This window comes from Xylanibacillus composti, from assembly GCF_018403685.1.
Classification (GTDB): Bacteria; Bacillota; Bacilli; order Paenibacillales; family K13; genus Xylanibacillus; species Xylanibacillus composti.
Map to the genome: position 1 here is coordinate 51,952 of NZ_BOVK01000024.1, position 26,704 is coordinate 78,655.

A 26,704-nucleotide genomic window follows, 5' to 3' on the forward strand; every position below is an offset into this window, starting at 1 on the left:
CGCAGTGAGTGCGCAGCCTGTTCTGAGCGTGAAGCAAGTCATGAAAAAAATAGGCAATCAGACGATTATCCGGTCGCTGTCGTTTGCCATTGAACGGGGGACCGTGTTCGGCTTGATCGGGGAGAATGGCGCGGGAAAGACAACCGTCCTCGGTATGGTGTGCGGATTAATCGCGCCAACCTCGGGAACGATCCATGTTGAAGGGATGCCGGTTAGCACGATGCGCAAGCAGGTGCTCCGGCGTATCGGAGCGCTGATTGAGGAACCGCATTTCTATAAATACTTGACCGGCATGGAGCATATGCTCTACGGCAGCCGCTTGTATGGGGAGATCACCAGTGATCGGATCGCCGAGGTCCTATCCCTTCTGAAGCTGGAGGATTTCATTCACAAGAAGGTCGGGCAATATTCCCTCGGAATGAAGAAGCGTCTGGCCATTGCCCAATGCCTGCTGCACAAGCCGACCTTGCTGATATTGGATGAACCCACGAACGGCCTTGATCCGGGGGCCATGATTGAATTTCGCGAGATGATCCGCAGCATTGCCTCCAAGTTTAAGCTATCGGTTCTGATCTCCAGCCATCATCTCAGGGAAATCGAGAATATCTGCCACCAATTCGGCCTGCTGCAGAATGGCACGTTAACGCTGCTCGGGGCTAATAAATCGCGTTATGGCGACAGCGTTGTGTTTGTCATTGAAGCTGAGGACCCGGGAAGGGCCGTCGAATTGCTTGAACAGCAGTCATACATCTTCGAGCCGCAGCGGAGTGCAGACGGCAAAATTACGTTTGTTATGGAACGCAGCCATTATTCCTCGCTTCTTCTGCTGCTTAGTCAGGCCGGGGTGCGATCAATCCAGGAAAAATCCTTTGATTTGGAGGAGGCATACTTGCAGATGACCCGTAAATCCGAAGGGGGAGGGGGATAATGTTGGCGCTGCTGCAAGGCGAGTGGCTGAAGATTCGCAGGCAAAAAGTATTGGCTGTCGTTCTGCTCGGCTTGCTCGTGCTGACGCTTGGCCACGGCGTCATCCAGGCTTATCAGCAGCCTGTTCCGACAAGCGAGCCGTGGCAGCCGGCATTGCAAAGCGAGCTGGAGCGGCTGGAGGAACAGCAGCAAGAGCTGAATCCCGGGACGCTGATGTATGAGGTCAACCGGGAACGCATGATACTGTACCAGTATCAACTGGAGCATGACATGCCGCCAGACAACGGCCGGAATGTGTGGAGCTTTGTCTCCGATAACCATCTGCTGCTAGCTGTCGTCGGCTTGTACTTGATCACGATGTCCGTGTATGTGGTGGCGTCAGAATACCAGCAAGGAACGGTCAAGTTTCTATTCTTAAAGCCGGTTGCGCCACTATCGGTCATGATCAGCAAGTGGACGCTGATTGTGACGCTGGCGTTCGTTGCCATCAGCTTTGTGTTCGCCGCATCGTATCTGACGGGACTGGTGCTGCTCGGTACGTCCGGACCTACGGAAATGCTTGTTGTGGCAGGCGATGAAGTCGTAGTTCAGAACGCGGCCTTCGCCTCGCTCCGTCAGTTTGCATGGACAGGCGTGGAGATTTTGGTCTATTGTGCAGGCGCTTTTACTTTGGCCTGCGTCCTGCGCAGCGTCGCTGTCGCCACGGCTGTATCGCTGTTTCTGTATTACTCGGGGGAACTGGTTGCCCGCTTGCTGGCTGCCCGATTCGAATGGGCGAAGTACCTCTTGTTCGCAAACTTGGATTTGAATGCGTATTTTGAGGGCAGGCCTATGGCGGAAGGGCTGACCTTGCCGTTCTCGCTGACGCTTCTGCTTGTCCACTTGGCATTATTTGCGCTGGTGGTCTACAAATCCGTGCACAACAAAGACGTGCCGTTGTCCTGACAGTGCTGGTACAGTAATGGAGTTTGTACAAGAGATGGATTAAGGCCTTAAGATACCTTAACACGGGATTACCTGTGGAGAGGTATTTTTTATGTCGGCCTCCGTATTGCGAAAATCAGGACTCGGCATCTATAGGCGGCTTTTTGACAGGGGCATAGGAAGAGGGGTTTCCTTCCAAGCGAAGCAAACCCCCTCAGATCATCAGAATCTCGCGAATATCCTGCTCCGTTAGCATGGATGCTGTTGCCTGGTTGGGGCTAAGCACTTCGTCGATCAAATGCTTCTTCCGACTCTGCAGCTCGACCATCTTCTCTTCCATCGTGCCTTGCGTAATCAGCCGGATGATCTGGACGACGTTCTTCTGGCCGATGCGATGGGCCCGGTCGGCAGCTTGCTGTTCGATGGCAGGATTCCACCACAAATCATAGAGGACAACGGTGTCCGCGCCTGTCAGATTCAGGCCGGTTCCTCCAGCCTTCAAGGAGATGAGGAAAAGATCCATTTCGCCATCATTAAATCGGTTGCAGAGCTCGACGCGCTCCCGGGAGGGCGTCGTTCCGTCCAGGTAAAAGTACGGGTGTCCGTGCACGCTGAGTTCCTTGCCAATCAGCTTGAGCATGTCTGTGAATTGCGAGAAGATCAACAGGCGCTTGCGATTGGCCAGAGCTTCCTCCACTATCTCCTTCAATTGCTCCAGCTTCGCAGAGCCGCCTGTGTACCCTTGCACAAATAGAGCAGGGTGGCAGCAAATTTGCCGGAGCCGTGTGAGCCCGGCCAGGATCTTGATCCGGCTCTTCTGATATCCGTCCACGCTCAGATGCTTCAAGGTATCCTGCTGCAGCTTGGCCAGATAAGCGGCATACAGCTTCTTCTGTTCGGGGAACAGCTCGACAGGCTTTGTCGATTCCAGCTTATCCGGCAGGTCTTCCAGTACATCGCGCTTCCACCTGCGCAGGAGGAAGGGCCGAGTCCTCTTGGCTATCTCTTGAAGTGTCAAGTTGCTGAACGTCTTCAGGTCCTGGAACAATGCCGGGAAGACGACGTCGAAGATCGACCACAGTTCTTCCAGGCGATTCTCTATCGAGGTCCCCGTTAGGGCGAAGCGGTAATCGGCTTGAATGGCTTTGACTGCATGTGCGGTCCGCGTCGAAGGGTTCTTGAACACCTGCGCCTCATCCAAGATGAGGGAGTGGAACCGTTGCTTGGCATAATCCTTTGCATCCCGGAGCAGGAGCGGATAGGATGTGACGACAACGTCCACCCCCGCGACCCCGTGCATTTTGTTGATCCGCTCGAACCGGTTGCCGTCTGCGATCAGCACCCGTATGTCGGGGGCAAATTTCTGAATTTCGTTCCGCCAGTTGTAAAGAAGCGAACCGGGGCAAATGACAAGGGCCGGGGTGCCCAGCTTGCGGATGTCCGGCAAGATGGAGGCGAGATAGGCGATGCTCTGCAATGTCTTCCCAAGGCCCATATCATCCGCCAGGATGCCGCCGAACCCGTAATGCGCCAACGTCTTCATCCACTGGTAGCCGAGCTTCTGATAATCCCGCAGCACCTCCGCCAGCGGAGCGGGAATGGGAAACGCGAGATTATCCGGATGGCGCAGGTTGTCCAAGAGCTGGCGGATCGATCTTTCGATCTTCACGCCGTCGAATGTGTGCTCCAACAGATGGATGCCGCGCGCTAGAGGGATCTCGATCTTCGATTCCGTCATCTCCGAATAAGGAATTCCGGTTTCGTTCAGGAATGTAACCAGGTTCTGAAGCTCCTCGCTGTCAAGCGGCAAGAGGGAGCCGTTCGGCAGCCGGTAATATCTCCGCTTCTCCACTACCGACTTCACCAGGCTGCGAATTTCCGTTTCCGGTATCCATCCCATATGGATGCGGAATTCCAGCCAGTTGATTCGCTCGGCTGGGGATACATGGACATCGGCTTTGGGGACCGCACTCTTCTTGAGTACGCGTACCTTCACGGCAGTTGTCGCATAGACCTTAAGCAGTTTTTCCAGCTGGGGAACCACGTTGTAAAGGAAGTCGAACTCCGCTTCCTCCTCGCTCATGACGTAGCCGCTTTCTGTCTTCATAAACGGGCATTGCTCGATCAAATCAAGTATGCGTTGCTCCTGCTCAAGATCCCGCAGGACGACAAGAGGAGAGTCTGGCTGCCTTTGCTTGTCCTCCAGCGGGTTAAAGATGACTCCATCATACTGGAATTCAACCGCGGCGAGCAGACGATCCTTGACACGATCCAAGTAAAGCTTCGCTTGCAGCTTGGATGATGCAATGCGATTGGCAATGGCGGGAGCGATTGTGACACTGCCCAGCTTCTTAAGGCTGGGAGTAGCTTTTTCGATAAACGGTATGATTTGATCGCGCTGCATTACAATCCGGCTCTGACCAGATTCGGCCAGGATCTTCTTCAACTCTGGAAGCTGTTTGCTTTGCTTGGCGGTAAGCGGGAACAGCTTTCCCTCCAGGAAGGCCATTTCATAAGGCTCCATGACAGTCAGGGGCTCTAATCCATAGATACAAAGTGCAAAGTTATCGGATTGCGCTTCCCGAAAGGCGAAGCGAAGAGGCAGAGGCTCTGCCGTTACAGAGATTCCGTCATACTTCTGGTCGCCATCCATCAGAACAACCCTTGGGGCTTGCGCCAACAGGGGAAGCAAGCCCTTCCAGGCTTGAGGAGGGATCGGCAGTATGCGGTTCCCCTTCGTGTCTGAGGCAAGGGTCGAATAGAGACGGCTTGACCCCCGGTATACCGTATGGGTATTCGCTATATCGATAAGAGCTTGCAAGACGGCTTCGTTTTCCTGCGAGAAGGTGTGCAGCTCCGGTTCGTAACTGAATCGCGATGAGAACACATAGCTCTCCTCCCGCACCAGATGCTCTAGGAAGGAGGAGAGCTGCTTGACCATGTACAACGCTCTGGGTCCGATCTTAAGCTCGATCCCGAATATAGCAGTGTCGGGGTTAACCGACAGGAGCTTCAGGATAAACGCAGCTTCGAGCGGCGTTCTCGTTTCCGCCAATGTTTGGTTATGAAGGGGGCGAGCAGGCTTGTCGTCAAGCAGTTCGAGAATTCGTTCGGCGATAGGAAGTTCCGCAGGCATGTCCGCAGGCTTCGATTCGATCTGGGGGGAAGAAACGGCCTCGTGGCCAGATGGCTGCATCGTGTAGAGCTGGATGAGCGCAGCGGCAATATGCTGGCAAAATGTAGGCACGGAAGCCAGTGAGGGACAGCTGCAATGCGCTTCCGGCTTGTCATTGGAAGGAAACGCAAGAGACACTTCATGCAGGTCGGAACTAGACACTTCCGCTATATATGTATCGGTATGCTTGTCAAATTGGACGAAGCGAACTTTATTGGTGCGGGACAGCCGTTCGCCTGTTTGGTAAGCATAGGTGCCGCACCATTGCTTGATCGATTTTCGAGTTAATCTTAAGCGCATCAATCGAACCTTCTTTTCACAGCGGTGGTTAGTATTGTCCATTGTAGCACAGTTCCTTGGAAAAGAGCGAAATCGCGGTCGGGCAGCAGGGGAAGGCCGGCGACGGAAGCGAACGTCCAATTATATACTGTTTAGCTCCTCTACCCGCCAGGCTTGACGCTCGGCCACTGCGATTGACCTTGCCGATGACATGTAGCTTTAACGGACACGGACGACCGTTAAAGGCCGAATGCGGCGTTATGTGACATTGTAACGGACACGGATGACCATTAGCGCTGAATGGACAGGTCAAAACGACGCCTTTTGACCTCTAATGGACATCGGCGACCGTTAGAAAATTGAAGGAATGTTTTTTTCGCTCTAATGGTCATGGGGGACCGCTATACATTCAATCGGCTGGTTGGTACTCGGTAATCACGAATTCTAGCACCCACTAATTTTCGGATATCTGGCAATGTAAACACCTCTTAGTCAAGTGTAGACAATGGCGGGTGGAAAAATAAGCAACACAAAAGTATTGCATATGTTAATACTTATAGGTATTTTTTCATTTGAGACCAACATATTATTTCAAAATCCTTTTGCAAGGAGGGGAGATTCATTTGATCCTATCATAGTACTTATCCATGTCGCCTGCAGAAAAGTCAGGACTAGGGGTGATCGTAATCGTAGTGGTTGCCCTAATGGTGTGGCTAGAGATACGCCATCAGAGGAGGAAGAAAAATACTGTTAATGATTGACATTCGGGATCATGACAGATATGCTTGGATAAGGAGAACCTGAAAGGTGGAGTCCCATTTTGCCAGCATACTTGTAATGGTTAAGGAATCGAATAGAACACATCTCTCATGAACATGTTGAACAAATTCGGGAGAAGTGTGCCTATTTTAACCATTACAGGGACGCAGGGTAACCATAGTTGTTACTATTCCATGCGGAGTGCCTATAAGGTGCTCTTTTTTTGTGTGGAAAATCTTTTCTCCCCCAACCGATGTTCTGCGTTCCTCTGAGAAATTGGAGGAGCAATATAGTGAGTTATACCATACAATGTCAAATTGTCGCTCAAGAACCGCCGAAGGTCGAACACCATTGTCAAGCCTGCAAAAAAAGCGCGGAGTTTTATTGTAGTGAGAAGTTTAGAGTCAATGCACAGCAGAAACATATTGACGTCTGGCTCATCTATAAATGTGTATATTGTGATAGCACGTGGAATTTACCTGTTATATCGAGAGTTCGTATCGGCGGAATCGACAAGAATCTGTATCAAAAATTCATGAACAACGACCGCGAGACTGCCTGGACATATGCATTTCAGATAGAAAGACTAAGGAAGCTGTGCAATAGCGTCAATACGAATATCAAGTACACGACGGTAAGTAAGCCGATCAAATTGGAAAGTGGAGACGTGACGATTCATCTGGTTTCCCCATACAAGTTTGATCTCCGATTAGACAAGTTGTTGGTGCAGGTTCTAGGGATATCTAGATCAAAACTGTATCAGATGGTTGAAGGAGGCAGAATTCGGACAAAGCCGCAAGTGAGCATAAAACATAAAATCAAGCATGATGTAGAGATTACAATTAAAGGCGAGGCAAGCAATATCACATTTTAGAGGGAAAGAGGCTGTGAAGGAAGGGCAGATGATCTCCGATCAAATTGTTTGCATATATCGAAGAATTGAATTCACAGTATCCAACCAAACGCATACTCGAGTGGTCCCATCAAGACAAATGGTACTACGCTACTGGAGCTGCTGATTGTCATTGTGTCGTTCTGCCGCAATACAATGCAGTAGGTGTTAGGATGTTCAACAAATATACGAACCAATACAAAGAGGATCAAGTTGCATTTACCAACACTTTGTTGCAATGTCTTGGCCGTTAAACAACCGAAATTGCTGGCAACATGTTCAGGCTGGTTGCTGTCTGAGGCCATCCCAGGTTGTCGGCTGTGAAGTGCGCGGTTTAGGATAGTGCTTTTCTTCTCCATAGGATCGTAAGAATCAGGATGATACAGGCGGCGCTCCCTGTCAAGGGGAACAGCATGGTGGTCATCGAATAATGTTCCAAAGCAATAACGGACAAGACATTTCGGATGACGAACAGAACAAAGAAGGTCACATCCTCCTCGAACGGATAGTGATAAGCCTTTCGTATGGATGGACCAAATCCTAGCACATCGACTGCCGTCAAGATAATGACTGCCCACAGCGGGTCAGAAGTCAGAGCCCATGCAGGCAATGAGGAAATCGCCAAAATTAGAAAGGTCCAATCCAACCGCGTAATGACAATATCCTTTCTTCTTTGATACGCCATGACGGCAATCAGGATCGTAATGACACCCGATACGCCCATGGGCCATGCCCCTAAACCGCCGTTATCCTGCAGCTGCGCGAAGAATACGATGAATGTGGCCAAGCCCCAAATGGTCCAGGAGAAGTAGTGAGGTTGAATATAAAGCTTGCCTTTTTCACATTGTAATAAGGAAGTGACGATGTGTATTATAAAGAAATCATCAGCATGCTCGCGATCCTCTCTTCTCTCATGACTGCAAATGTTCCTGTTGCATGCAATAAAAGCGTTTACCATCGAATCGAAGGAACTTCTCAATTTGACGGCGGTCGGGCCGGCAGAGCCTGCTTCATCGCAGGAATTTCACTAGCGAGCAGTTGGAGCGCAGGCTAACCAGGCCCATGCCTCGCTCAGGCGTAAGCTTCAATGCGATCGTGCGGCGTCATGGTCGACAGCGAAGCTGAATATGACCTTGAACATGAATAGAGACCATAAGGCTAGCAGAACGCTCGGGATGTGGCCAGCCGAGAACAGCAGCAGGACGATCCCGGAAATGGCGAGTATGGCGGCAATCATGCGCTGGCTGGGGAAGCCAAACAACGCGTTGACTAGCAGTGCGGCCCCGCCCGTATATCCCCAAACCAGGATGCTAGCCCAATAGCCTTCACCAAACAGCAGGGCCAGCAGGATCGGCTGGATATGCACAGCGATGAAGAGCAGCCGGGTCCTTGCTCGGGATCGATAGTAATCATTGGTGGAACAGGCGAAGTTGGCAATCACGCCGCCGGTGATATCGATGGTCAGGGCGACGAGCAGCACAATTTTCCACCCCGCCAATACGCGCCATTCCGGGTAAGTCCAACCGAGCAGAACAGCCGACATGCCTGCACAGAACAGCAGGATAAGCACCAACTCCAGCAGAGGTATTCGCAAGCCAAACAGCTCGTGAAAGGCTTTCGGTACGCGCACATGCTTCATTTTTGTTCCTCCTTACAATGCATTTATAACAAACCGACCAATCGGTCAGTTATTGGGGCGCAAAACTATACCCGATCTGTTGCGAATCAGACGGGCATTACGAGGGTTGAAGCATTTGGACGAGAAAGGCTGTTTGGGCGGACCACATTTGCTTATACTTGCTGTCGTCCCCGGTTAGGAGATAGTGGAGGCCCATTCCGTCCATGAGCGGCAGCAGGAGTGAAGAGGCGGCACGAACGGCTTCGGGTTTTACAGAATCCGGTACGAGTCTGGACAGTTGATCGTAGAATGCCTGCTCCAGCTCGTCAGCGAATGAAGCGAGCAGCGCATGATACGCAGGATTGAACAGGCTCTCATGCGAATAAGAGAGGAATGCCCGGAACAAAGTCATAGATGACTCCGGCGTGTCAAACAGAGATTCGCCGAGCGCCTGCATGAAATGCTCCACATGCTGATAGGAACCGCTCAGCATGGCACGCTTCATCTCATCCACAATAAGGTGCAGCGCGCTGACCAGTACATCATCGCTGGAAGGGAAATGGTGAAAGATCGTACTCTTGCTTACGCCGCTGGCGGATGCCAGCTTGGCAGTGGAAAGCGACTTCAAGCCTTGCCCGGCGATCAATTCGATGGCTGAACGAAGGATATGTGCGCGGGTTTGCTCGCCCTTCCGCAAGCGCTTGTCAGATAGGTTGGCAGTCATGCGTAGAACCTCCGTTCATTTGTTTTGATTGTAATAGTGACCGACCGAACGGTCAAGTTTTTTGCGTTTATGCCTTCTCTCGTGCGGCGTACAAGTGATCAACCTGTGAACACCGACATTTACCGCTAGGAAATAGACGGCAACTATCATATAATAGTAGTTGCATATTTTCATCCACATGCAATAGTGATACACTATGATAGGTTATCAATTGATCCAGAAAGATGTGTGGCCAGGTCTTAACTTGGCTTGCTGGGCGCCTGAGCAGGAGCGCATGCATCTTTTCTGCAAATCTTAAATATAGAGGCGGTATACATGAGAACAGACGTTATCTTAATTGGTGCCGGGATCATGAGTGCGACCCTAGGGTCACTGCTGAAAGAATTAGTACCGGACTGGGAGATTACTGTGTTTGAGAGGCGCGCGAACGCAGGGGAGGAAAGCTCCAACGAATGGAACAATGCGGGTACAGGGCATTCTTCCTTGTGCGAGCTGAACTACACTACCGCAAAGCCGGACGGTTCCATTGACATAAGCAAAGCCGTCAAAGTCAATGAAGAGTTTCAAGTATCCAAGCAGTTCTGGTCTTATCTTGTTGACAGCAAGCTGATCAAAAACCCGCATGATTTTATCATGTCTGTGCCGCATATGAGCTTCGTGCAGGGGGATGAGGATGTAGCGTTTCTTAAGAAGAGATTCGATGCGCTTTCGAAGAATCCCTTGTTTCAAGGAATGGAATACTCCGACGATCCGGACAAGCTGAAGGAATGGATTCCGTTGATGATGCAGGATCGGAACGTGACGAAGCCGATAGCGGCCACAAGGATCGAATCCGGTACGGACGTTAACTTCGGCGCGTTAACCCGAATGTTGTTCGCTCACTTGCAGAAGCAGCATGTTAATATCCACTATAATCAACAAGTCGATGATATCAAGCGTGCTGGCGACGGCTCGTGGGAGCTGAAGGTGCGTGACGTCAAGACCGGCACCGTTGAGCGACATACGGCCAAATTCGTATTTATCGGCGGCGGCGGCGGCAGCCTGCACCTGCTGCAGAAATCCGGCATTCCGGAGGGCAGAGGCATTGGGGGATTCCCGGTTAGCGGTCTGTTTATGGTATGCCAAAATCCGGATATCGTTGCCAAGCATCGGGCCAAGGTCTACGGCAAAGCGCCGGTTGGCGCGCCGCCTATGTCCGTTCCGCATTTGGACACCCGCTACATCGACGGCAAGGAATCGCTGTTGTTCGGCCCATTCGCCGGCTTCTCGCCTAAGTTCTTGAAGTATGGTTCCCTCATGGACCTGTTTACATCCGTCAAGCCGCATAATCTGGTGACTATGCTGGCGGCAGGCGCGAAGAATGTGCCCTTGACCACGTATTTGATTAAGCAAGTCATGCTGTCCAAGGAACAGCGCATGGACGCTCTGCGGGACTTTATTCCGAACGCCAAGAGCGAGGATTGGGATCTGCTCGTAGCGGGCCAGCGTGTGCAAGTTATCAAGGACACAGCAGCCGGCCGAGGCACACTGCAGTTCGGTACAGAAGTGATCAGTGCGGCAGACGGTTCGATCGCCGCCTTGCTCGGCGCTTCGCCGGGGGCGTCCACGGCTGTTTCTGTCATGCTGGAAGTTATCAACAAATGCTTCCCGCAGCACCTGCAAGAATGGGAGCCTAAGATCAAAGAGATGATCCCTTCTTACGGTGAGTCCTTGAAGAACAATCCGAAGCTGATTCAAGACATTCATGCCTCGACAGCGCGAACGCTGGGCTTGGAGAATCTCCAGCAGGAAAAAGTATTGCAGGAAGCATAAATGGCCGTTTGGCGCATTTATGCTTTTTTTCTTAGGTGGCTTTTTTCTTCCCTTTCTTCTCGCGGTACAAGGCTTCATCGGCCAGCCGCATCAGCTTGTCAAAGGTGCATGGATGATCTGGATGATACTCGGCAAATCCGATGCTGATCGATAGCTTGAACGGCTTGCCGTGCTTCTGATTCATACGGGCAGTTTCTTCTTCGATGTTACGTCTAATCGTCTTCCCTGCAAGGGAGGTCGGCCCTTCGACGATCACGGTAAATTCATCTCCCGCCAGCCGTGAGATAATGTCGTCCGGACCGAACGCTTTTTTCAACACCTCGGCCGTCATTTGAATGGCCAGATCGCCCTCGGAATGACCGAAATTATCATTAATCTTCTTCAGATTGTCCAGATCCGCGAAGACGAGGAGAAGTCTCGCATGCTGGCAGGCAGCCTCCTCGAACGCCTCCTGGCCGCGCCGCATAAAGCCGCGGCGGTTCAGCAGACCGGTCAGATCGTCGCGAATCGATTGCTTGTGCAGTTCTTCGTTCAATAAGGACAGTTCCTTGGTTCGGGCAATGACCTGACTTTCCAGCTCGAGCGAGTGCTTCTGCACATCATGGAGGAGCCTGCTTACCCGAAGCACATTGCTCAGCCGATAGCGAAGCAGGTCATGCGCCTTATTGACCGCTGTATCGAACGAGAAGAGCACATAACCAATATGGTGATCGCTAAGATGCAAGGTTTGGACAATGAACTGATGGCGATAGTCCTCCAGCCTCGCTCGCAATTGCAGAGGCAGAAGCTGGGCAGTTGGAAAACAAACCTCATTCGCATCCGCATCCATGCGTTCGCCATTGCGATAGGCAAGCATCAATCGTGCCCGGTCCAAAGGTTTATCCGGGTTTTCATAGAGGCAAATATACCCCTCATGGATGCCGTGCTTCGGAAACTCATTCACGATGACATCCTGCAAGCCGGACATATCCAGGTGAGTGCCCAACTGCTCGCCCAGCTGTTCCAACTGGTTCGATAACAACGATGACATATAGGAAAGCGAAAAGCTCGTGCGTTGAACGGCTTCACTAATTTGGACGCGCGCCATCTGAAACAGATTTTCCGCTTTGGCAGAACCATCGGCTGTTTCCGTTACGGTGTGAAGGGTCAGTACACGCATAAAAGATAGGGCATTATGCATAAAGCTCAAGTCGATCTTATGCTGAATAGCATGAAAGATAATGCTTCTCCAAGCGTAAAAGAACATTTTGTCTTTTTCGAAAAAGAGCTCTTGCACAAGCGCATCCGGCAGGTGCTCGAGATCGCAGCGAATGGCCCGATATACATCGGGGTTGATTGCGCCGGGAGTAGCTTCGGCCATATGATCCATGTGCGCCATGAACGAATCTTTCAATTGGTCAATGGACAGCTTCGCGCCTATGGCTATGGAATCGACATCCAGAGTCGTTTCGGCAATAATGCGCGGGATGCATCCGCATGAGGAACGTACGACCAGGTGCGTATGGGTTTCCTGGTTTTTGCGAACATCTTCGCCTTTAAGCACGCGGATCAGCATATCTACGGCGGTCTCTGCCTCGGTATAGAAGGACTGCTTCACCGTCGTAAGGGACAGCATCTCACTGGGCTCAATGTCGTCAAAGCCAACGATGGAAAGATGCTCCGGCAGCTTCCCGTCAATCTTGTGAATCTCTGTCAGCGCGCCAATCGCCATGCTGTCGTTAGCTGCGACTACCGCGTCATACGTGATCTGCTGTTCGTGGAGGGCAAGAATGGCACTGGCCCCCGATTCGAACAGGAAGTTTCCTTGAAATACGAGCCGTTCGTCATAAGGAATGTTGTATTTGGCCAGCGTATCCCGGTAGGCGCGGAATCGATCCTCCGCCTCTTTGCTTCCCGGAGCCCCCTTAATAAAGGCGATTTTCCTGCGGTCATGGTGCAGAATGATGTGCTCTAACGCTTCGCACATACCTTGATAGTTAGGAATCGACACGGAATAATGTTCTTCAAAAGTATCGCCAATTGTCACGATAGGGATGCCCTTATATTGGGCTAATTTCTCCAACACTCTCTGCCTGGAAACTCTCAGGCCAATGGAGGTTGTGAGCGCTATCAATCCGTCCACCTTGTCTGCATCGATGAACTCAAAAAGGATATTCCGTCCGCGCACCCATTCATTGTGCGAATCAAGATTGCCGGCCGCGAAGCAAAGCACATTCGCATCGTGCTTGCGAGCCATGGCTGCAGCGCCAGCGATAACGTTCGATTGGATATAGTCGCCAAATCCCCATCCTGCCACATCATCAATAATCAATCCAATGGTTCGACGCTTGCTGTTCGTATCCAAGGAGTTCACTCCCCTAAGCGATGTTACGTTTACCATTCGACAAAAGGGCGCATTTTCCTCTTATTGGCGAGAAGGTGAGCGGGTGCATTCCATTTTCCTTCGTGCCAGATTACGGTTTCCTCGAGAAAGACCGGGTTGGCATCGAATGTTTTCCACAGCTCCAGCAGCGCTTCGCCGGAAGCATCGCTATTGTAGGCAACGATCTCGATAAGCCGCTGACAATCCCGTCGGATAGCCATCATCGCGTAGTCTCCTGCATAGTGGTGTCCGTCCAGCTCCATTGCTGCTGCATTCGCCGCCAGACCCAGCTTCCTCAGCACTTCCTCCTGCGCATCGCTCATTCGTCTCAGGTCGATCAGGTATAAGAGCGTCTCGGATTCAAGCTGCGATGGATCGAGTTGATGCTCATAACAAGCGCGATAATGATAATGAATGTAGCGGTCGCCAATCGGGTGCTGCAAGAGGTAAGACAGCTGAAGGTGAAAGGAGCGGCGGGGATCGCCGGCAGGCGAAGGCTTGACAATCAGCGGATTGCTGACGTAGAGCTTGCGCAAACCGAGCTTGTCCGTATCCTCCGCAATAGCGGTCAAGCGCGTCTCGAAATCTGACTGGCTTATCGCTTCAGTGCGGAGCTGCACGAGCCGGCCTTCCTTATTCAGCGTCAGAGCCAGGCTTGCATAATCGCTGCCAAGCGTGGCTTCATGCCGGGAGGCATTCACCGTAAGGCGAAATCGATCTTCGCAGCCGCTTTCTCTTCTGCCTGACAACAGCGTAACTTCGCGTATATTCCTTGTTTGTACATGCAGATCGCCATCAGCGCTCCATTCCGCTTCGATGAAGGCGGTTTTTTCACCGCGGTCGTACAGGCTGATTCCTTCAATCCAGTATGCCTTATTGCAAGCGGGGTTCAAGATGGCAAATCGCACAGACCGCGGGTAGGCGGTTAATCGATGCTCGGTCAGACGGCGGAGCAGCAAGCGGCTGTTGAGAAAGTCGTTCACTTCGTTGTGCATATACCCATGGACCATGCAGGTGCGGGATTGGGGGATGCGTGACAAGGCATGACGCATACGAAGACTGTTATAGAACCAATTCTGCACACTGCTGATGCCGTAGATGGCCAGTTGCTGCAGGTTGTCGATACGCGCGTATTCCGGCTGATCGGAATCGAGACGAGGATCGCCGATAATCGGTGCAATGGCAGCGAACAGATGCGGCACCAGCATGGCAATCTGGAACAGCTTCGTGGAGCCGTAACAGAAGCCGATGCCGTATATGCGTTCCCGGTCCGCGTTCAGATGCGCCATCACGCCACGAATGGTTCGGATCGTCTGGAGATCGTCCGCATCGTTCCTTCTTCCGATACCGGGCAAGCACGCTATGATGGCATCGCGAGTGGAAGTCCACGCGGTCCATGGCAGGTGGACAGGAATCTGCCTGGCTTGCGGATCATGGAAGAAGAACACGACGGGGTATGCTCGCTCCGGGTTGTAATGATCAGGCAATATGATCGTGCACGCTGCTGTTCCGCTGCTTGTGGTCTTGGTTTGAACATACGTGTAGATGCGCGGAAAAACCTGATGCAGCTGCACGGGGTGCTCGCCAGCCGCACTGTGCAAATAACGTTCAGTCTCGTAAAGCGTGCGGAGCGCTTCTTCCCGACAACCCCGATTGCAATATTGGTGGACTTCTTGCAGCATGCGCGGGAGCTCCGCTGCGAATTGAACCGAACGCTGCACATCCGGGTGAAAGTCGCTTCGCGAGGGGAGTTTCGCCTCTATGCACTGAGCGATTTCTGCGATTTCACCGCAGGCGAGAAACAGGCGGCCAAGCGTCTGGTCGGCGGCCAAGCTTCTGACCTGCAGGCGCAGCACACCGATTGGCTGGTCAGCGGGCATCTGCAGCGTTATGACTTGTCCCGGCAGCGCATTCGCCTCAGCCACGACGGACCCGGCGCTGTCTTGAGCGGATACGAGCAAGGACTCCCGTCTCCGCGTTGAATCGCCCAGATACAGCGGCTGGACGAGAAGGCGAACCGTTTCTCCGGCTCGCACCTCAGTCCGATCCGGCACTAGACAGTACGATTGCTGCAGGTAGGACAAGAATGCCGGATCGAAGAACCAGTCTTTTCCAGTCTCTAGCAAATGCTGGACAGGATGAAGATGCACAATAAATTCGTTATAGGTTAGGGATATCGGGTGAAACAGCGGACATTCGACCAGCACCGCATTCATCCCTGCGCGCAGCCGGTACATGAAATGCGTATTGTTGACTATCGACGAGCGGGGGCCGCAGAGCGCAAGCTCGCCGTTGATCCATATGCGGATCGGAGACGGGAAATAAGGGAGAACATTGACCACGACATCGGTGTCTCTGGAGCAATAGACTCCTGTGCAAGCATACATATAGTTATCTGGCCGGGATGTAAACAAAGGAAAGATTCGATTCGGTTCCTGGTAGCGATGCACCATATCGGAAATATGGAAACGCCAGTTTGTTTCTTTCACTTTTTCCTCCAGCTGGTCCTCTTCCCATGCAAGCAAGATGCGCCCGCCCAACTCCGCCAGCGGGTCATCGAACGGCGAGGAGAGGGGGCCTTGCGCGCTCTTGACCAACCAGCGATTCAGCGGGTTGGGCACATCGCCGGAAATCCCGATGGGATAAAAGGTTCTGGTCAGCAAATCCTCGAGCTTGTTCCATTCCACGCTATCTCCTCCTTCTTCTACGTAAAGGGTAGCGAACTTGCATGCGGCCTGCCAGCCCCAAAGTGTCTCGATTTATTGTGCAGAGGTCACAAGATTTCGGCGAAGAATAGGACATCCGGTTCGCGCTTTTGCCTGCATGTCCGAGCAGAATCTTTACCAAAAGATTTGATAGCGTGGAGAATACAGAAGACGAACGGCATGATATAATATGGCAAGCGAAGCGGCATGTTAGAAAAAGAGTACAGAGACGGCGAAGGAGCATACAGAGTGGGGAAGAAGTCAGCAAGAATCAACAAGATTTACGCCATGCAGCTGGCGACGATATTTATTGGTTTTGTCCTGTTCGGATTCTCGGAAAACATCAAGGGCCCGGCTATCCCGCGTATACAATTTGAGTTCATGCTGGAGGAATCGCAGCTGGGCACCTTGCTGTCGCTTAATGCGCTGGGTTATTTGATTGCCTGCTCCTTCACAGCCTACCTGACGCGAGTATGGGGGCTTCAGAAGGTCACGATCGCAGCCTTCGCAGCGATGATCGCCTCCGGTGTGCTGATCTTCTATTCTCACAGCTTCTCCGTGTTTACGGGCTCTTACTTTCTTATGTATATTGGCAACGGAATGCTGGAGATCGCCCTGGCGATTCTTGGCGCGCGCATTTTCGTGAAGAATGCCGGTATGATGATGAATCTGGTGCATGGTTTCTATGGACTGAGTTCAGTTGTGGCCCCGTTAGCCGCAACAGGGTTGATGAACGTGACAGTGAACGGGTATGCGTTGGATTGGCGCGGCATGTATTTGGCCATGCTGTCGTTGTCTATTGTGCCCATCCTGTTTGCCCTGTTCAGCAAGTTTCCGGGCGATGCGACGAAGCAGGAGGAGCGGGTTCCGCTCAAATTACTAGTGCGCGACCCCGTGCTGTGGCTGATGGTGCTGATTCTCACATTTGGCGTGGTCTCTGAGCTGGCCGTGGGCGGATGGCTCGTCAACTTTCTGGAGAAGGCCTACGGCTGGGATACTGTCCGGGCTTCCGGGTTGTTGTCCGGATTTTTCGTCTGCTTTGCGGCGGCAAGGCTATTACTCGGAGCAGCGACGGATAAATGGGGCTTTGCCATATCGCTGATCGGTTTTTCTGCATTCTCAGCCATTTGCACATTTGGCGCGATTCTCGGTGGGGAAAGCTATGCATTCCTGTTTGCGGCTTCAGGCATAGGTATCGCTATGGTGTATCCCACGGTTATGGCTTTTCTGGCGAAGCGGTATCCGAACGGCAGCGATGTGGCCATTACGTTCACCGTTACGCTTATGGGCATCGGCAGTGTGATCGGCAATTACCTGATTGGCTGGATTATCGAGGGCGTGAAGAACGTCTACAAGGCCGACGCGCAGATAGCCTTGCTTCGCGGTCTGCAGGCGGGTTACGGATTTATCGGTTTATGCGCGGCGCTATGCGCCATAACCGGCATTCTGCTATTCCTGTACTTGCGGAAGCGGGGAGAAGTGATCTAGAGCGAGAAGGCGCTTGCAAATTCCTTCTTGACAGAGGACGCGAGGAAAGTATAAATTATGATTGACTAATCAATCGTTTGTGGCGGGAGGTTTTCGTTCATGCCGGCATCCGAGAAACAAATACAGAACATGAAACAGAAGCGGGCCACAATCCTGGAGCAAGCGCTTCGTCTGTTTTCCGAATATGGCTATTACGATACGACGATTCAGAAGGTGGCGAAAGCGTCCAAGGTCAGCTTCGGCAGCGTCTTCACTTATTTCGAGAATAAGGAAGCGCTCTTTCATGCTGTAGTGGCAGAACCTCTCCAGGAACGAGAGGCGGAAATCTTGGATTTCCAGACAGATCCGGAACATCCGATGGAGGAAATAGAGCGGATGGTTCGCGATCACCTCTATCAGTTCGCCAAGATGGGCATATATTTGCGCTTGATTCAACAGATTATCGGGCAGCCCTCTACATTTGCGAAGGAGTACAGCTTATTGAGGCAGTTTCATAAGAATCTGGTGCAAAGACTTGCGCTGCTGATCCAGAAGGGGCAGGAAAAGGGCCAGTTAAGGGCTTCCGACGCAGAGAAGACAGCCATTACCTATACCAGCTTTCTGATCGGCTTGCGCCTGAATATTACCAATGAACCCGATCACCCGGTCTGGGAGCAGTTTGCGCCGTGCGCAGTTCAAATCTTTGGTCCGATTCGCTAGCGGACCCTCTCTTTTTCACATAAAACGATTGATTAATCAATCGTAATTATAGGAGGTTTTCTTATGGAAGTGTTGACAGCTTTCGACGTGTGCAAAGCATACGGGAATCGAATGGTCCTGGACCATATGGCATTCGATCTGAAAAAGGGAGAGATTCATGCGATTCTGGGCAGGAACGGGGCGGGCAAAACTACCTTTATCAAAATTTTGTCCGCGCTCCTTGCGAAGGATTCCGGCGCTGTTCGCATAGGCGGGTACGATATCGACCGCGATCCGGTCAGGATACGCCGCTTGATCGGCTATGTCGGACAGGATACGGAGAGATCGGCTTACGCCCGGCTGACAGCCAGGGAGAACTTGCTATTCTTCGGAAGATTGCGGGGGATGAAGGAAGATCAGATCCGGACTCGCATCACTAATATGAGTACAGATTTGGGCTTTCAAGACAAGCTGGATACGCCATTCATGCACTTGTCCGGCGGACAAAAGCAAACAATGGTGATCATGCGGGCGCTGCTTCATGAACCGATGATTGTCTATCTGGATGAACCGACGAAGGGGCTGGACCCCCTCGTATCGGCGCAAGTGCGGAATTGCCTGAAGGATTATGCGAGGAACAAAGGGAAGTCGATTCTGCTCACGTCCCATATTTTATCCGAGGTGGAGGATTTGAGCGACCGGGTATCCCTCATGCGCCACGGTGCGCGCATCCAGAGCGGCACCGTTCTTGAATTGCGCAAGCAGGCAAAGGCAAGCGAATTCATCGATATGCCCAAGAGCGATTTGCCAGCCGCCACGCAAGACAGGCTTTCGCAATTGCCGCAGGTTGCGTTCGTCACCGAGAGGGAGGACGGCGCCGTGCTTTCCTACGGCGTCTATCAGGTATGGGAAGGCATGGAAGCGATTCTGCAGGTTTTGAGAGAGGACGATGTCCGTGCGACGTTCCGGCACAGGTCACTGGCGCTGGAGGATTTGTTCGTGATGCTGTTGGGGGAGAAGGAGGAGGATTCACTTGAACGTGCGCGTGCATAAGCCTGACGCGGCTCCGCTGTTTCTTGGTGCAGTCAGGGCGGCGGCGATGAAGGAATTGCAGATTGCCGCAAGGTATTTGCCCAACTCGATTGGCTATTTGGTGCAGATGGCTATCCGGATATTATTCTTTTTGGTTTTATCCGACAACATTGCCCTCCAGGGCGAGCAGTCTTTGGCCGGCGACCGATTATTCATTTTTTTCATTAGTGCCATGCTGATCTGGATCTTTAGCGGAGTTGCCTTGCAGGCTCCCTTGTCGGCCGTCACGAATGATTTGTACAACGGGACACTGGAGTACTTGTACAGCAACCCGATTTCGCGATACGCTTATTTCCTCGGCACTGTCTTGGGCGGCGTGGCGCTGAACCTGATCTTTTTTCTCCCGTTATATGTGATGTTGATTATGTATGCCGGGCTTGGTGTTATGGAATCCTTCATCATATTAGCGGTCTGTGTATTGGTGTTAGCTTCTCTCGTCGCGCTTGGCGTGATGATCGCACTGCTGGGCATTTTGTTCAGACAAGCGCAAGCGCTTGCAGGGGTTTTGGCCATGCTGCTTGAATTTGTAGCAGGCGCTTATTTTCCGGTGAGTCATCTTCCGCCTCTGGTGCAGACCCTGGCTTATATGCTTCCATTCACCTGGGCATACGATCTGGTCCGTTACTACAGCCTTCAGACCGAGTGGAGCCCCTTGCTGCCGATTGGGGTAGAGTGGGGGATTCTAGGCGCCTACGCGCTGTTATTCACTCTGCTGTCTGTTTTCCTCTTGCATAAGGTAGAGCGCGTAGCCAAGAAGAAGGGTTTCCATCTGTTGTGACGGAATGGCAGTAAGAGATTTCACAAAAATGGCGCAATGGAGGATCTGGAATGAAAAAAGGGAAGCTGATTGGCAAAGGCAGGACCGCCGAGGTGTATGCTTGGGGGGAACAGCGCGCCTTGAAGCTGTACTATCCGGGGTACGCTGCGGATGCGATTCGAAGAGAAGCTGAAATCGGCCAGATCGTTCGCGAAGCGGGAGTGGCGGCTCCGAGGGTTTACGAGTTGATGGAGGAGAGCGGTCGGAGGGGCCTGATTTACGAGCGAATCCCGGGTTCCGCTTTGGCTGCGATGATGCGGGCTCATCCGAGGGGTCTGTTCAAGCATGCAAGGGAAATGGCCCGGCTGCATCATCGCATACATAGCTGCTCCTCCACGAAGCTTCCCCGCCAGAAGGACAAGCTCGAGCAGTCGATCCGGGAGGGCGAGGGGCTGTTGAAGGAGAACACGGCGACCATATGCAGCTATCTGCACGCCTTGCCGGAAGGCCGTCAGATTTGCCATGGCGACTTGCATCCTGACAATATTCTTGTGACGGCTGACGACTATGTGGCCGTAGACTGGTCCAATGCGACCATCGGGGATCCGTTGTGTGATGTGGCCAGAACTTCCTTGATCTTCCTCTCGCCTGCGAACTTGCGGGACATCTCGGCGATCAAGGCCTTCCTGGAACGGCAGATCAGGAGATGGTTGAATCGTGCTTATATCCGGGAATATTGCAGATTGGCGAAGGTCAGCCGCGAACGTGTGGACGTGTGGATCTTGCCCGTCGCGGCCGCCAGGTTGCAGGAGCAAGTTCCAGGCGAGCGAAAGTGGCTGCTGCGCCTGATTCAGCGGAGGATGAAGAGTATGGCGGCGGCTCGAGCAGAATAACCGGACCCGATTGAAAAAACGCTGCTACTGCAGGCCTCATAGCGATGCAACCAGGGGTTGCGCGGGTCTGCAACCAAAGGTATCTTTACTTTAAGCTACGGCAGTCATCATAATGGGACACAGATAACAGAAAGGTTGTTGCTGATATGATCTTTGGAGAGAAGCTGAAGAATGAGCGAAAGCAAAGAGGCTGGTCACAGGAAGAATTGGCAGAGAAGCTGTATGTCAGCCGACAGTCGGTTTCCAAGTGGGAGAACGGCCAGAATTACCCGAGCATTGAGATTATTATCAAAGTCAGCGATCTCTTGGGTGTAACCATTGATGAACTGCTAAGGAGCGATGAGGAATTGACGAAAAAGGTAATCGAGGACAGCAAGCAGTTGGCGTATCCGAGACTGAAGTTTGCATTCGATGTCGTATTTCTGATTGGAATCGGTCTGTTGGCGGTCAAAATAGGCGCTGTCCTTCTGAACAAATTTACGGCTTTGGAGATACCTTTGTACGGGGGATCATTCCTCTGGAACTTCGGTCCCCTCATTCTGATGGTCGGCGCGGGAATTGGCTCCAGCATCGTGAAGGATAAGTATAAGGAATAGTGGCTGGACTCTCTGGGACAGATAGGGCTGTTCCAGGGAGTCCTTTTTGTCCCAAGGGCATTCCCGTTTATTTGCACAGGAAGGAATATGGTAAAATACTGACGTGGAGCCAAGTTGACCAACGATTTTGGTTAGAGAGGGGGCGTTTCCCATGAACAGCAAGGAGCGTTTTTCCAACCGGGTTGAGGTGTATGTGAAATACCGGCCCAGTTATCCGAAGGAAGCGCTGGATTACTTGTATGAAACTGTGGGGCTTCAGAACGGCGGCAAGGTGGCTGACATTGGGGCGGGAACCGGCATTTTCACCGAGCTGCTGCTGGAGCGGGGCAGCCAGGTGACGGCTGTTGAGCCAAATCGCGAAATGCGGGAAGCGGCCGCCAGCAAGCTTGGTCATTATCCGAATCTTAGCCTGGTGCCGGGTTCAGCTGAGGAGACGGGACTTCCGGAACAATCGGTAGATGTCATCGTGTGTGCGCAAGCTTTTCACTGGTTCGACCGGCCAGCGGCACAGGCCGAGTTCAGGCGCATCTTGAAGCCGGGCGGGAAAGCCGTCTTGATCTGGAACACTCGGCTTGCGCACGGCACGCCTTTCCGGGAAGCATACAGCAGGCTGCTTGAAACGCACGGCACGGATTACAGCAAGGTGCGTCACAAAAACATTGCACCGGCGGATTTGGCGCTATTTTTCAAACCCGGGGGCATGACGGAAGCGCGTTTTCCCAACGGACAAACCGTGGATGTTGAAGCGCTGCGTGGAAGGGTGATTTCCTCGTCGTATATGCCTCTGCCGGGGGATGCCGGGTATGAACCGATGATGAAAGATTTGCAGCGAATGTTTGACCAGCATCAGCAAGACGGATACGTGCACGTTGATTACGAGACCGAGGTTTTCTGGGGAGAAGTGTAGCGCGCATGGATGAGAAAAGGAGCTGTTCCAGTCTAGGATTAGACTTTCTGGGACGGCTCCTTTTGTTCGGAGCGCTTTATCCACGGCCATTATGATTCATTGTCTTCATAAGCGATCATGGCGGCACGTTCGATTTTTTTTTCAATCTCCTGGAGTGGGCATTTGGATGGATGCCCAATTATATAAATACTTTTTTTCGTATCATGATTTCTGCCATGCACCAACTGATCACCCAGCATAACCATACAGCTATCGTGTAAGAAGTAGCATACGATAATTGCAAGGCATTGTGTGAAATGGCCACAAGGATGTAGATGAACATATTGGCAAAGGTAAGAAAGAAGCTTCTTGACATCCAAGAACTATGCTTGAGCACGTTTTTTCTTCTAATATGGATATAGCCTAGAATGGTTGTACCAAACCAAAGTGTACTTAAAACGAGAAATCCAATGGTGCTCAACCATCCTCCAGTTGCAAAAAAAGAAACGTAAACACCAGGGATAACATTCAACAAAATAGACAGCACATAGACTCGACCATTCCAACGATGAAATGGAACAGATTTTATTCGCAATTTCTTAATCACACCCAAGGGTCCAGTGATTAGGGAGATAATCGCAAAAATGATGTGGAATCTGATCATAAGCACCCACAACGACTCGTTGGTTAGGGCCGCATCTTTTTTCGCAAGAAAATCCTGAAAAGCGGGATCAACCATGAAGTTTTTGGATAATGTATGCATGACCCACATGAATGACACGATTAGAAGAACGATTCCCATGTTCTTTTTCATTTATCGCTGTCCTTTCCCTCTTAGATTGAGATGCATAAACCGCCGATTGTTTCACCATAAAAGAATACCCTCAAAGTGTCTCAAATGATGGTGCAAAAAGGTCACAAAACAATCACAATCCATCACAATAGAGTGATCATGGTGGAAACAGTGATATACTGAAAGGAGATTGCGCTGGAAGGTCCGTTTCTTTTCACTAACATCGAACGGAAGGTAGGATTTTGTGAAGGAAATACAGACGATTCTAGTTGTAGATGATGACAGAAGCATTGTCGAACTATTAAGAGACTTTTTGGAAAATGACGGTTTCTATGTAAAAACGGCTAATGATGCCGATCAAGCGCTGTCCGCACTTAAGAAATTTACAATTGATTGCATAATTCTTGATATCATGATGCCGAACCAGAATGGTTTTGAGCTCTGTCGGCAGGTACGGGAGGAAAGCAACATTCCTATCCTCTTCCTGAGCGCCCTCAGTGATGATGTAGATAAAATTCGCGGGCTGGCGCTTGGAGGGGATGATTATATGGTTAAAACCGCATCTCCGGGAGAGATAATTGCCCGAGTGAAGGCTGTATTGCGACGCGCTGGTTCCCAGAAGGGAGTTAGCAGGAGAGTCTTGCATTACGGCGGCCTTGCCTTGGATTTATCCGCAAGAGAAGTATCTGTAGAGGGAAGATGCATCTCGCTTACACCCAAAGAATATGAATTATTGCGACTGTTTGCCGAGCATCCGCAATTGGTTTTCACATACGGTCAATTACTTGATAAATTTTGGGACGGAATTGGCGATAAACATACTGTCCGCGTCCATATTAGCCGCTTGCGCGAGAAAATTGAGTCCGATCCAAACGACCCCAAATATATAATCAATGTCTGGGGCATAGGCTACCGTTTTAAAGGAGAATAGGATGAGATCGATTCGCATTCGTACATTTTCTATACTTAGTTTGCTTTTAATCTTGATGTTGCCATGGGTATGTTATGTAGCTGCCCACTTGCTAACAACAGGATCACTCCGTCTCGATATGCATGATTCTCCGGATTCAAGAATGGTCCAGATGATTGCGGCAGTTGCAGGATTGCTGCTTGCTTTTTGCATCATTGGTTATGTAATGCAGCGGTCTATTCTCAAACCGCTTGAGAGATTGAGCCAAGCAGTCCGAGAGGTGGCCAAGGGAGATTTGGACGTCGAGTTGCCTGCTTCCCGGATTACTGAAATTACTGAAGTACGCGATGGATTTAATGTGATGACAGACAGTCTTCAGGAATCGATTCAAAAACAAGTGGAATTAGAAGCAGAACGGCGATTTGTCATTGCTGCAGTCGCCCATGATTTACGGACACCATTATTTGCCTTGCGTGGTTATTTGGACGGCCTGGAACAGGGAATTGCCGATACGCCGGAAAAGAAATCCAAATATCTGGCGGTCTGCAAGGAGAAGTCAGCACAATTGGACCGTCTTGTAGAGGACCTTTTTGCATTTGCTAAGACGGAATATGTGGAGATGGACATCAAAGAAAATATATTGGATCTTTCGCATATATTGCAGAAATCGATTAACAGCCTGGCTCTGCTGGCTCGACAGAAGCATATCTCTATCCTGAGCGAGTTCGGTGAAGATAGTATAGTCATGGGGGATTCGTATTTATTAGAACGTGCCATGAACAACCTATTGGATAATGCTGTCAGACATACGCCGCACTCTGGTAAGATTGTTGTTCAATGCTGCAAGGATGGCAGCAATGTGACCTTTACTGTTCAAGATACAGGGGAAGGTTTCTCATCGGAAGAAATACAACGTGCTTTCGAACCGCTATATCGTGGTGAATCCTCGAGAAATCGCTCAACCGGAGGAATAGGCTTAGGGTTAACGATTTCAAGAAAGATCATAAGGCAACATAGAGGCGACCTTGTCGTAAGTAACCATTCAGAAGGCGGTGCACGGATAAAAGGCTGGATACCAGCTTACTGCTCGAATGCTGGACAATCCTTATTATTAAAATAAACCTGATGAGAGCATAGAAAAGGGAAGCCGTCAGGCTTCCCGGATATATTGACGTATAAAGGCGTTGGCAAATTTCCCTGATGGATCATAGCGGTGCACTAGCTTCTGAAAGTCTGGCAATTTGGCATACATGGCCTTCAGCTTGCTGGCGGGCATAGTGAACAGCTTCCCCCAATGCGGACGTGCGCCGAACGGCTCGAGTTCAGCTTCGATTAGCGGCAGGACGGCCCGAACGGCCTCCCAGTCTGCTTTCCAGGTAAAATGGATGCCGACCGTATGCTGTTGGCAGCAGGGGCTCATCCACAGCTCGTCAGCGGCAATCGTGCGAATTTCGCTGATGTGCAGCAGCGGGGCAATCTGCGAACGGATGCGGCTGAGAGCGGACAGCGCCGCATAAGCCTGCTCCCGCGGCACGAAATATTCGCTTTGCAGCTCGTCGCCGGCGCTTGGCTGGAATTCGAAGCGGAAGTGCGGCAACCGGTCATGCCAGGCTCCGGGTATGCCCATCTGCGCACTGCAAGGCTCCGCCTCCATGCCAGGTACGGGATGGACATTGGCCTTCGCCAGCGCGGCCCCCCAGCGCGTAGCTTCTGCCTCTGGCCGGTCCTCGCCGGTCAGCTTTTCCTTCAGCCAAACTTGGTTGAAGATGGGCTCCCGCCAATCCGTGAACAGGCTGACGCTGTAAGCGCTGGAGAAGATCGCGTCGAAATTGGCTTCAAGCTGCTCGAGGTGCAGCCGTTCGTATACATGCTGGCGCATCTGGAAGGCGGGTATCAGGTCCAGGGTGAGCTTCGTGACGATGCCAATGGCGCCCAGATTAACCGCAGCCCCGGCAAAGTCCGGATGGTTGCCGCGAGATAGTGTGACCGTCTCGCCGTCGGCCTTCGCCACTTCCAGCGAAGCGACGACCGTGGCGAGATTGCCGTTCTGGTCGCCGGAACCGTGTGTAGCTGTCGCGCAGGCGCCTGCTACCGTAATGTGCGGCAGTGAGGCCAAATTGTGCAGGGCATAGCCTGCCTGATGCAAGTATTGGCACAACTCCCCATAGCGGATGCCGCCCTCCACGGTGATTTGATGCTTCTCGCGATCCAGGGCGATGATGCGATTCAGCTTCTCCAGCGAGATGTGGCTGCCGGTGCAATCGGCTATTTCATTGAAGGAATGGCGGCTGCCCAGCGTCTTGATCTGCCCGCTTCGCGCGACCCACTCCTGCACTTGCTCCACATGCTCCGGGACAAGGCACTCCTTGGCTTGGTAACGGAGGTTGCCCGCCCAGTTTCGATCCTTCATTCGGGATCACCTCATATATTGGCT

The 26,704-nt window shown here is 51.7% G+C and carries 21 protein-coding genes; 13 read left to right on the plus strand and 8 right to left on the minus strand.

The features are described from left to right. Positions 1–4 precede the first annotated feature (4 nt). Both XYCOK13_RS09610 and XYCOK13_RS09615 read left to right on the plus strand, forming a co-directional pair. On the plus strand, positions 5–928 hold the full coding sequence (locus XYCOK13_RS09610) for an ABC transporter ATP-binding protein (RefSeq protein ID WP_213411926.1): 924 nt from the start codon (positions 5–7) through the stop codon (positions 926–928). Continuing rightward, positions 928–1,872, plus strand: coding sequence for an ABC transporter permease (locus XYCOK13_RS09615; RefSeq protein WP_213411927.1), 945 nt, complete (start codon positions 928–930; stop codon positions 1,870–1,872). Before XYCOK13_RS09610 ends, XYCOK13_RS09615 begins: the two co-directional genes overlap by 1 nt. Before the next feature lie 193 nt (positions 1,873–2,065). Here the strand turns inward: XYCOK13_RS09615 and XYCOK13_RS09620 are convergent, their stop codons facing one another. Continuing rightward, positions 2,066–5,326 carry a DEAD/DEAH box helicase gene (locus XYCOK13_RS09620; RefSeq protein ID WP_213411928.1) on the minus strand — a complete coding sequence of 1,087 codons (3,261 nt, stop codon included), beginning with the start codon at positions 5,324–5,326 and terminating at the stop codon, positions 2,066–2,068. 991 nt (positions 5,327–6,317) lie between these two features. Between XYCOK13_RS09620 and XYCOK13_RS09625 the strand changes: the two genes are divergently transcribed. Next, positions 6,318–6,938 (plus strand): DUF1062 domain-containing protein, encoded by a 621-nt coding sequence (locus XYCOK13_RS09625; protein ID WP_213411964.1) that lies wholly within the window; start codon positions 6,318–6,320, stop codon positions 6,936–6,938. Positions 6,939–7,290: 352 nt separating this feature from the next. On the opposite strand, the gene XYCOK13_RS09630 is transcribed toward XYCOK13_RS09625, so the two are convergent. From XYCOK13_RS09630 to XYCOK13_RS09640, 3 genes are all read right to left on the minus strand, one after another. Further along, positions 7,291–7,743, minus strand: coding sequence for a hypothetical protein (locus tag XYCOK13_RS09630; RefSeq protein WP_213411929.1), 453 nt, complete (start codon positions 7,741–7,743; stop codon positions 7,291–7,293). Positions 7,744–8,040: 297 nt separating this feature from the next. Continuing rightward, entirely contained in the window at positions 8,041–8,595 is a 555-nt protein-coding gene (locus XYCOK13_RS09635) for a hypothetical protein (protein WP_213411930.1), read from the minus strand. Positions 8,596–8,692: 97 nt separating this feature from the next. Continuing rightward, a complete protein-coding gene (locus tag XYCOK13_RS09640) occupies positions 8,693–9,298 on the minus strand; it encodes a TetR/AcrR family transcriptional regulator (RefSeq protein WP_213411931.1) in 606 nt (201 codons plus the stop codon). Between the two features lie 315 nt (positions 9,299–9,613). Between XYCOK13_RS09640 and XYCOK13_RS09645 the strand changes: the two genes are divergently transcribed. After that, positions 9,614–11,110: a malate:quinone oxidoreductase gene (locus XYCOK13_RS09645; RefSeq protein ID WP_213411932.1), complete on the plus strand. Its 1,497-nt coding sequence runs from the start codon at positions 9,614–9,616 to the stop codon at positions 11,108–11,110. Positions 11,111–11,141: 31 nt separating this feature from the next. On the opposite strand, the gene XYCOK13_RS09650 is transcribed toward XYCOK13_RS09645, so the two are convergent. Together XYCOK13_RS09650 and XYCOK13_RS09655 are read right to left on the minus strand one after the other, a co-directional pair. After that, positions 11,142–13,454 (minus strand): diguanylate cyclase domain-containing protein, encoded by a 2,313-nt coding sequence (locus tag XYCOK13_RS09650; RefSeq protein WP_213411933.1) that lies wholly within the window; start codon positions 13,452–13,454, stop codon positions 11,142–11,144. Between the two features lie 29 nt (positions 13,455–13,483). Beyond that, a complete protein-coding gene (locus XYCOK13_RS09655) occupies positions 13,484–16,159 on the minus strand; it encodes a hypothetical protein (protein WP_213411934.1) in 2,676 nt (891 codons plus the stop codon). Between the two features lie 306 nt (positions 16,160–16,465). On the opposite strand from XYCOK13_RS09655, the gene XYCOK13_RS09660 reads away from it, so the two are divergent. From XYCOK13_RS09660 to XYCOK13_RS09690, 7 genes are all read left to right on the plus strand, one after another. Then, a complete protein-coding gene (locus XYCOK13_RS09660; RefSeq protein ID WP_244865104.1) occupies positions 16,466–17,665 on the plus strand; it encodes an MFS transporter in 1,200 nt (399 codons plus the stop codon). Between the two features lie 99 nt (positions 17,666–17,764). Beyond that, positions 17,765–18,364, plus strand: coding sequence for a TetR/AcrR family transcriptional regulator (locus XYCOK13_RS09665; protein WP_213411936.1), 600 nt, complete (start codon positions 17,765–17,767; stop codon positions 18,362–18,364). A 63-nt stretch (positions 18,365–18,427) separates the two neighbouring features. Further along, the gene (locus tag XYCOK13_RS09670) at positions 18,428–19,396 is read left to right on the plus strand and encodes an ABC transporter ATP-binding protein (RefSeq protein ID WP_213411937.1); all 969 of its coding nucleotides are present in this window, start codon (positions 18,428–18,430) and stop codon (positions 19,394–19,396) included. Further along, entirely contained in the window at positions 19,383–20,213 is an 831-nt protein-coding gene (locus XYCOK13_RS09675; protein ID WP_244865105.1) for an ABC transporter permease, read from the plus strand. Before XYCOK13_RS09670 ends, XYCOK13_RS09675 begins: the two co-directional genes overlap by 14 nt. Before the next feature lie 50 nt (positions 20,214–20,263). Beyond that, positions 20,264–21,085 (plus strand): phosphotransferase family protein, encoded by an 822-nt coding sequence (locus tag XYCOK13_RS09680; protein WP_213411939.1) that lies wholly within the window; start codon positions 20,264–20,266, stop codon positions 21,083–21,085. A 146-nt stretch (positions 21,086–21,231) separates the two neighbouring features. After that, the gene (locus XYCOK13_RS09685; protein ID WP_213411940.1) at positions 21,232–21,681 is read left to right on the plus strand and encodes a helix-turn-helix domain-containing protein; all 450 of its coding nucleotides are present in this window, start codon (positions 21,232–21,234) and stop codon (positions 21,679–21,681) included. A gap of 151 nt (positions 21,682–21,832) precedes the next feature. Then, the gene (locus XYCOK13_RS09690) at positions 21,833–22,588 is read left to right on the plus strand and encodes a class I SAM-dependent methyltransferase (RefSeq protein ID WP_213411941.1); all 756 of its coding nucleotides are present in this window, start codon (positions 21,833–21,835) and stop codon (positions 22,586–22,588) included. A gap of 178 nt (positions 22,589–22,766) precedes the next feature. Here the strand turns inward: XYCOK13_RS09690 and XYCOK13_RS09695 are convergent, their stop codons facing one another. After that, positions 22,767–23,381 carry a DUF2306 domain-containing protein gene (locus XYCOK13_RS09695; protein ID WP_213411942.1) on the minus strand — a complete coding sequence of 205 codons (615 nt, stop codon included), beginning with the start codon at positions 23,379–23,381 and terminating at the stop codon, positions 22,767–22,769. 223 nt (positions 23,382–23,604) lie between these two features. On the opposite strand from XYCOK13_RS09695, the gene XYCOK13_RS09700 reads away from it, so the two are divergent. Together XYCOK13_RS09700 and XYCOK13_RS09705 are read left to right on the plus strand one after the other, a co-directional pair. Continuing rightward, positions 23,605–24,291 carry a response regulator transcription factor gene (locus XYCOK13_RS09700; RefSeq protein WP_213411943.1) on the plus strand — a complete coding sequence of 229 codons (687 nt, stop codon included), beginning with the start codon at positions 23,605–23,607 and terminating at the stop codon, positions 24,289–24,291. Position 24,292: 1 nt separating this feature from the next. After that, positions 24,293–25,390 (plus strand): sensor histidine kinase, encoded by a 1,098-nt coding sequence (locus XYCOK13_RS09705; RefSeq protein ID WP_213411944.1) that lies wholly within the window; start codon positions 24,293–24,295, stop codon positions 25,388–25,390. A 30-nt stretch (positions 25,391–25,420) separates the two neighbouring features. Here the strand turns inward: XYCOK13_RS09705 and XYCOK13_RS09710 are convergent, their stop codons facing one another. Further along, positions 25,421–26,680 (minus strand): FAD-binding protein, encoded by a 1,260-nt coding sequence (locus XYCOK13_RS09710; protein ID WP_213411945.1) that lies wholly within the window; start codon positions 26,678–26,680, stop codon positions 25,421–25,423. Positions 26,681–26,704 lie beyond the last annotated feature (24 nt).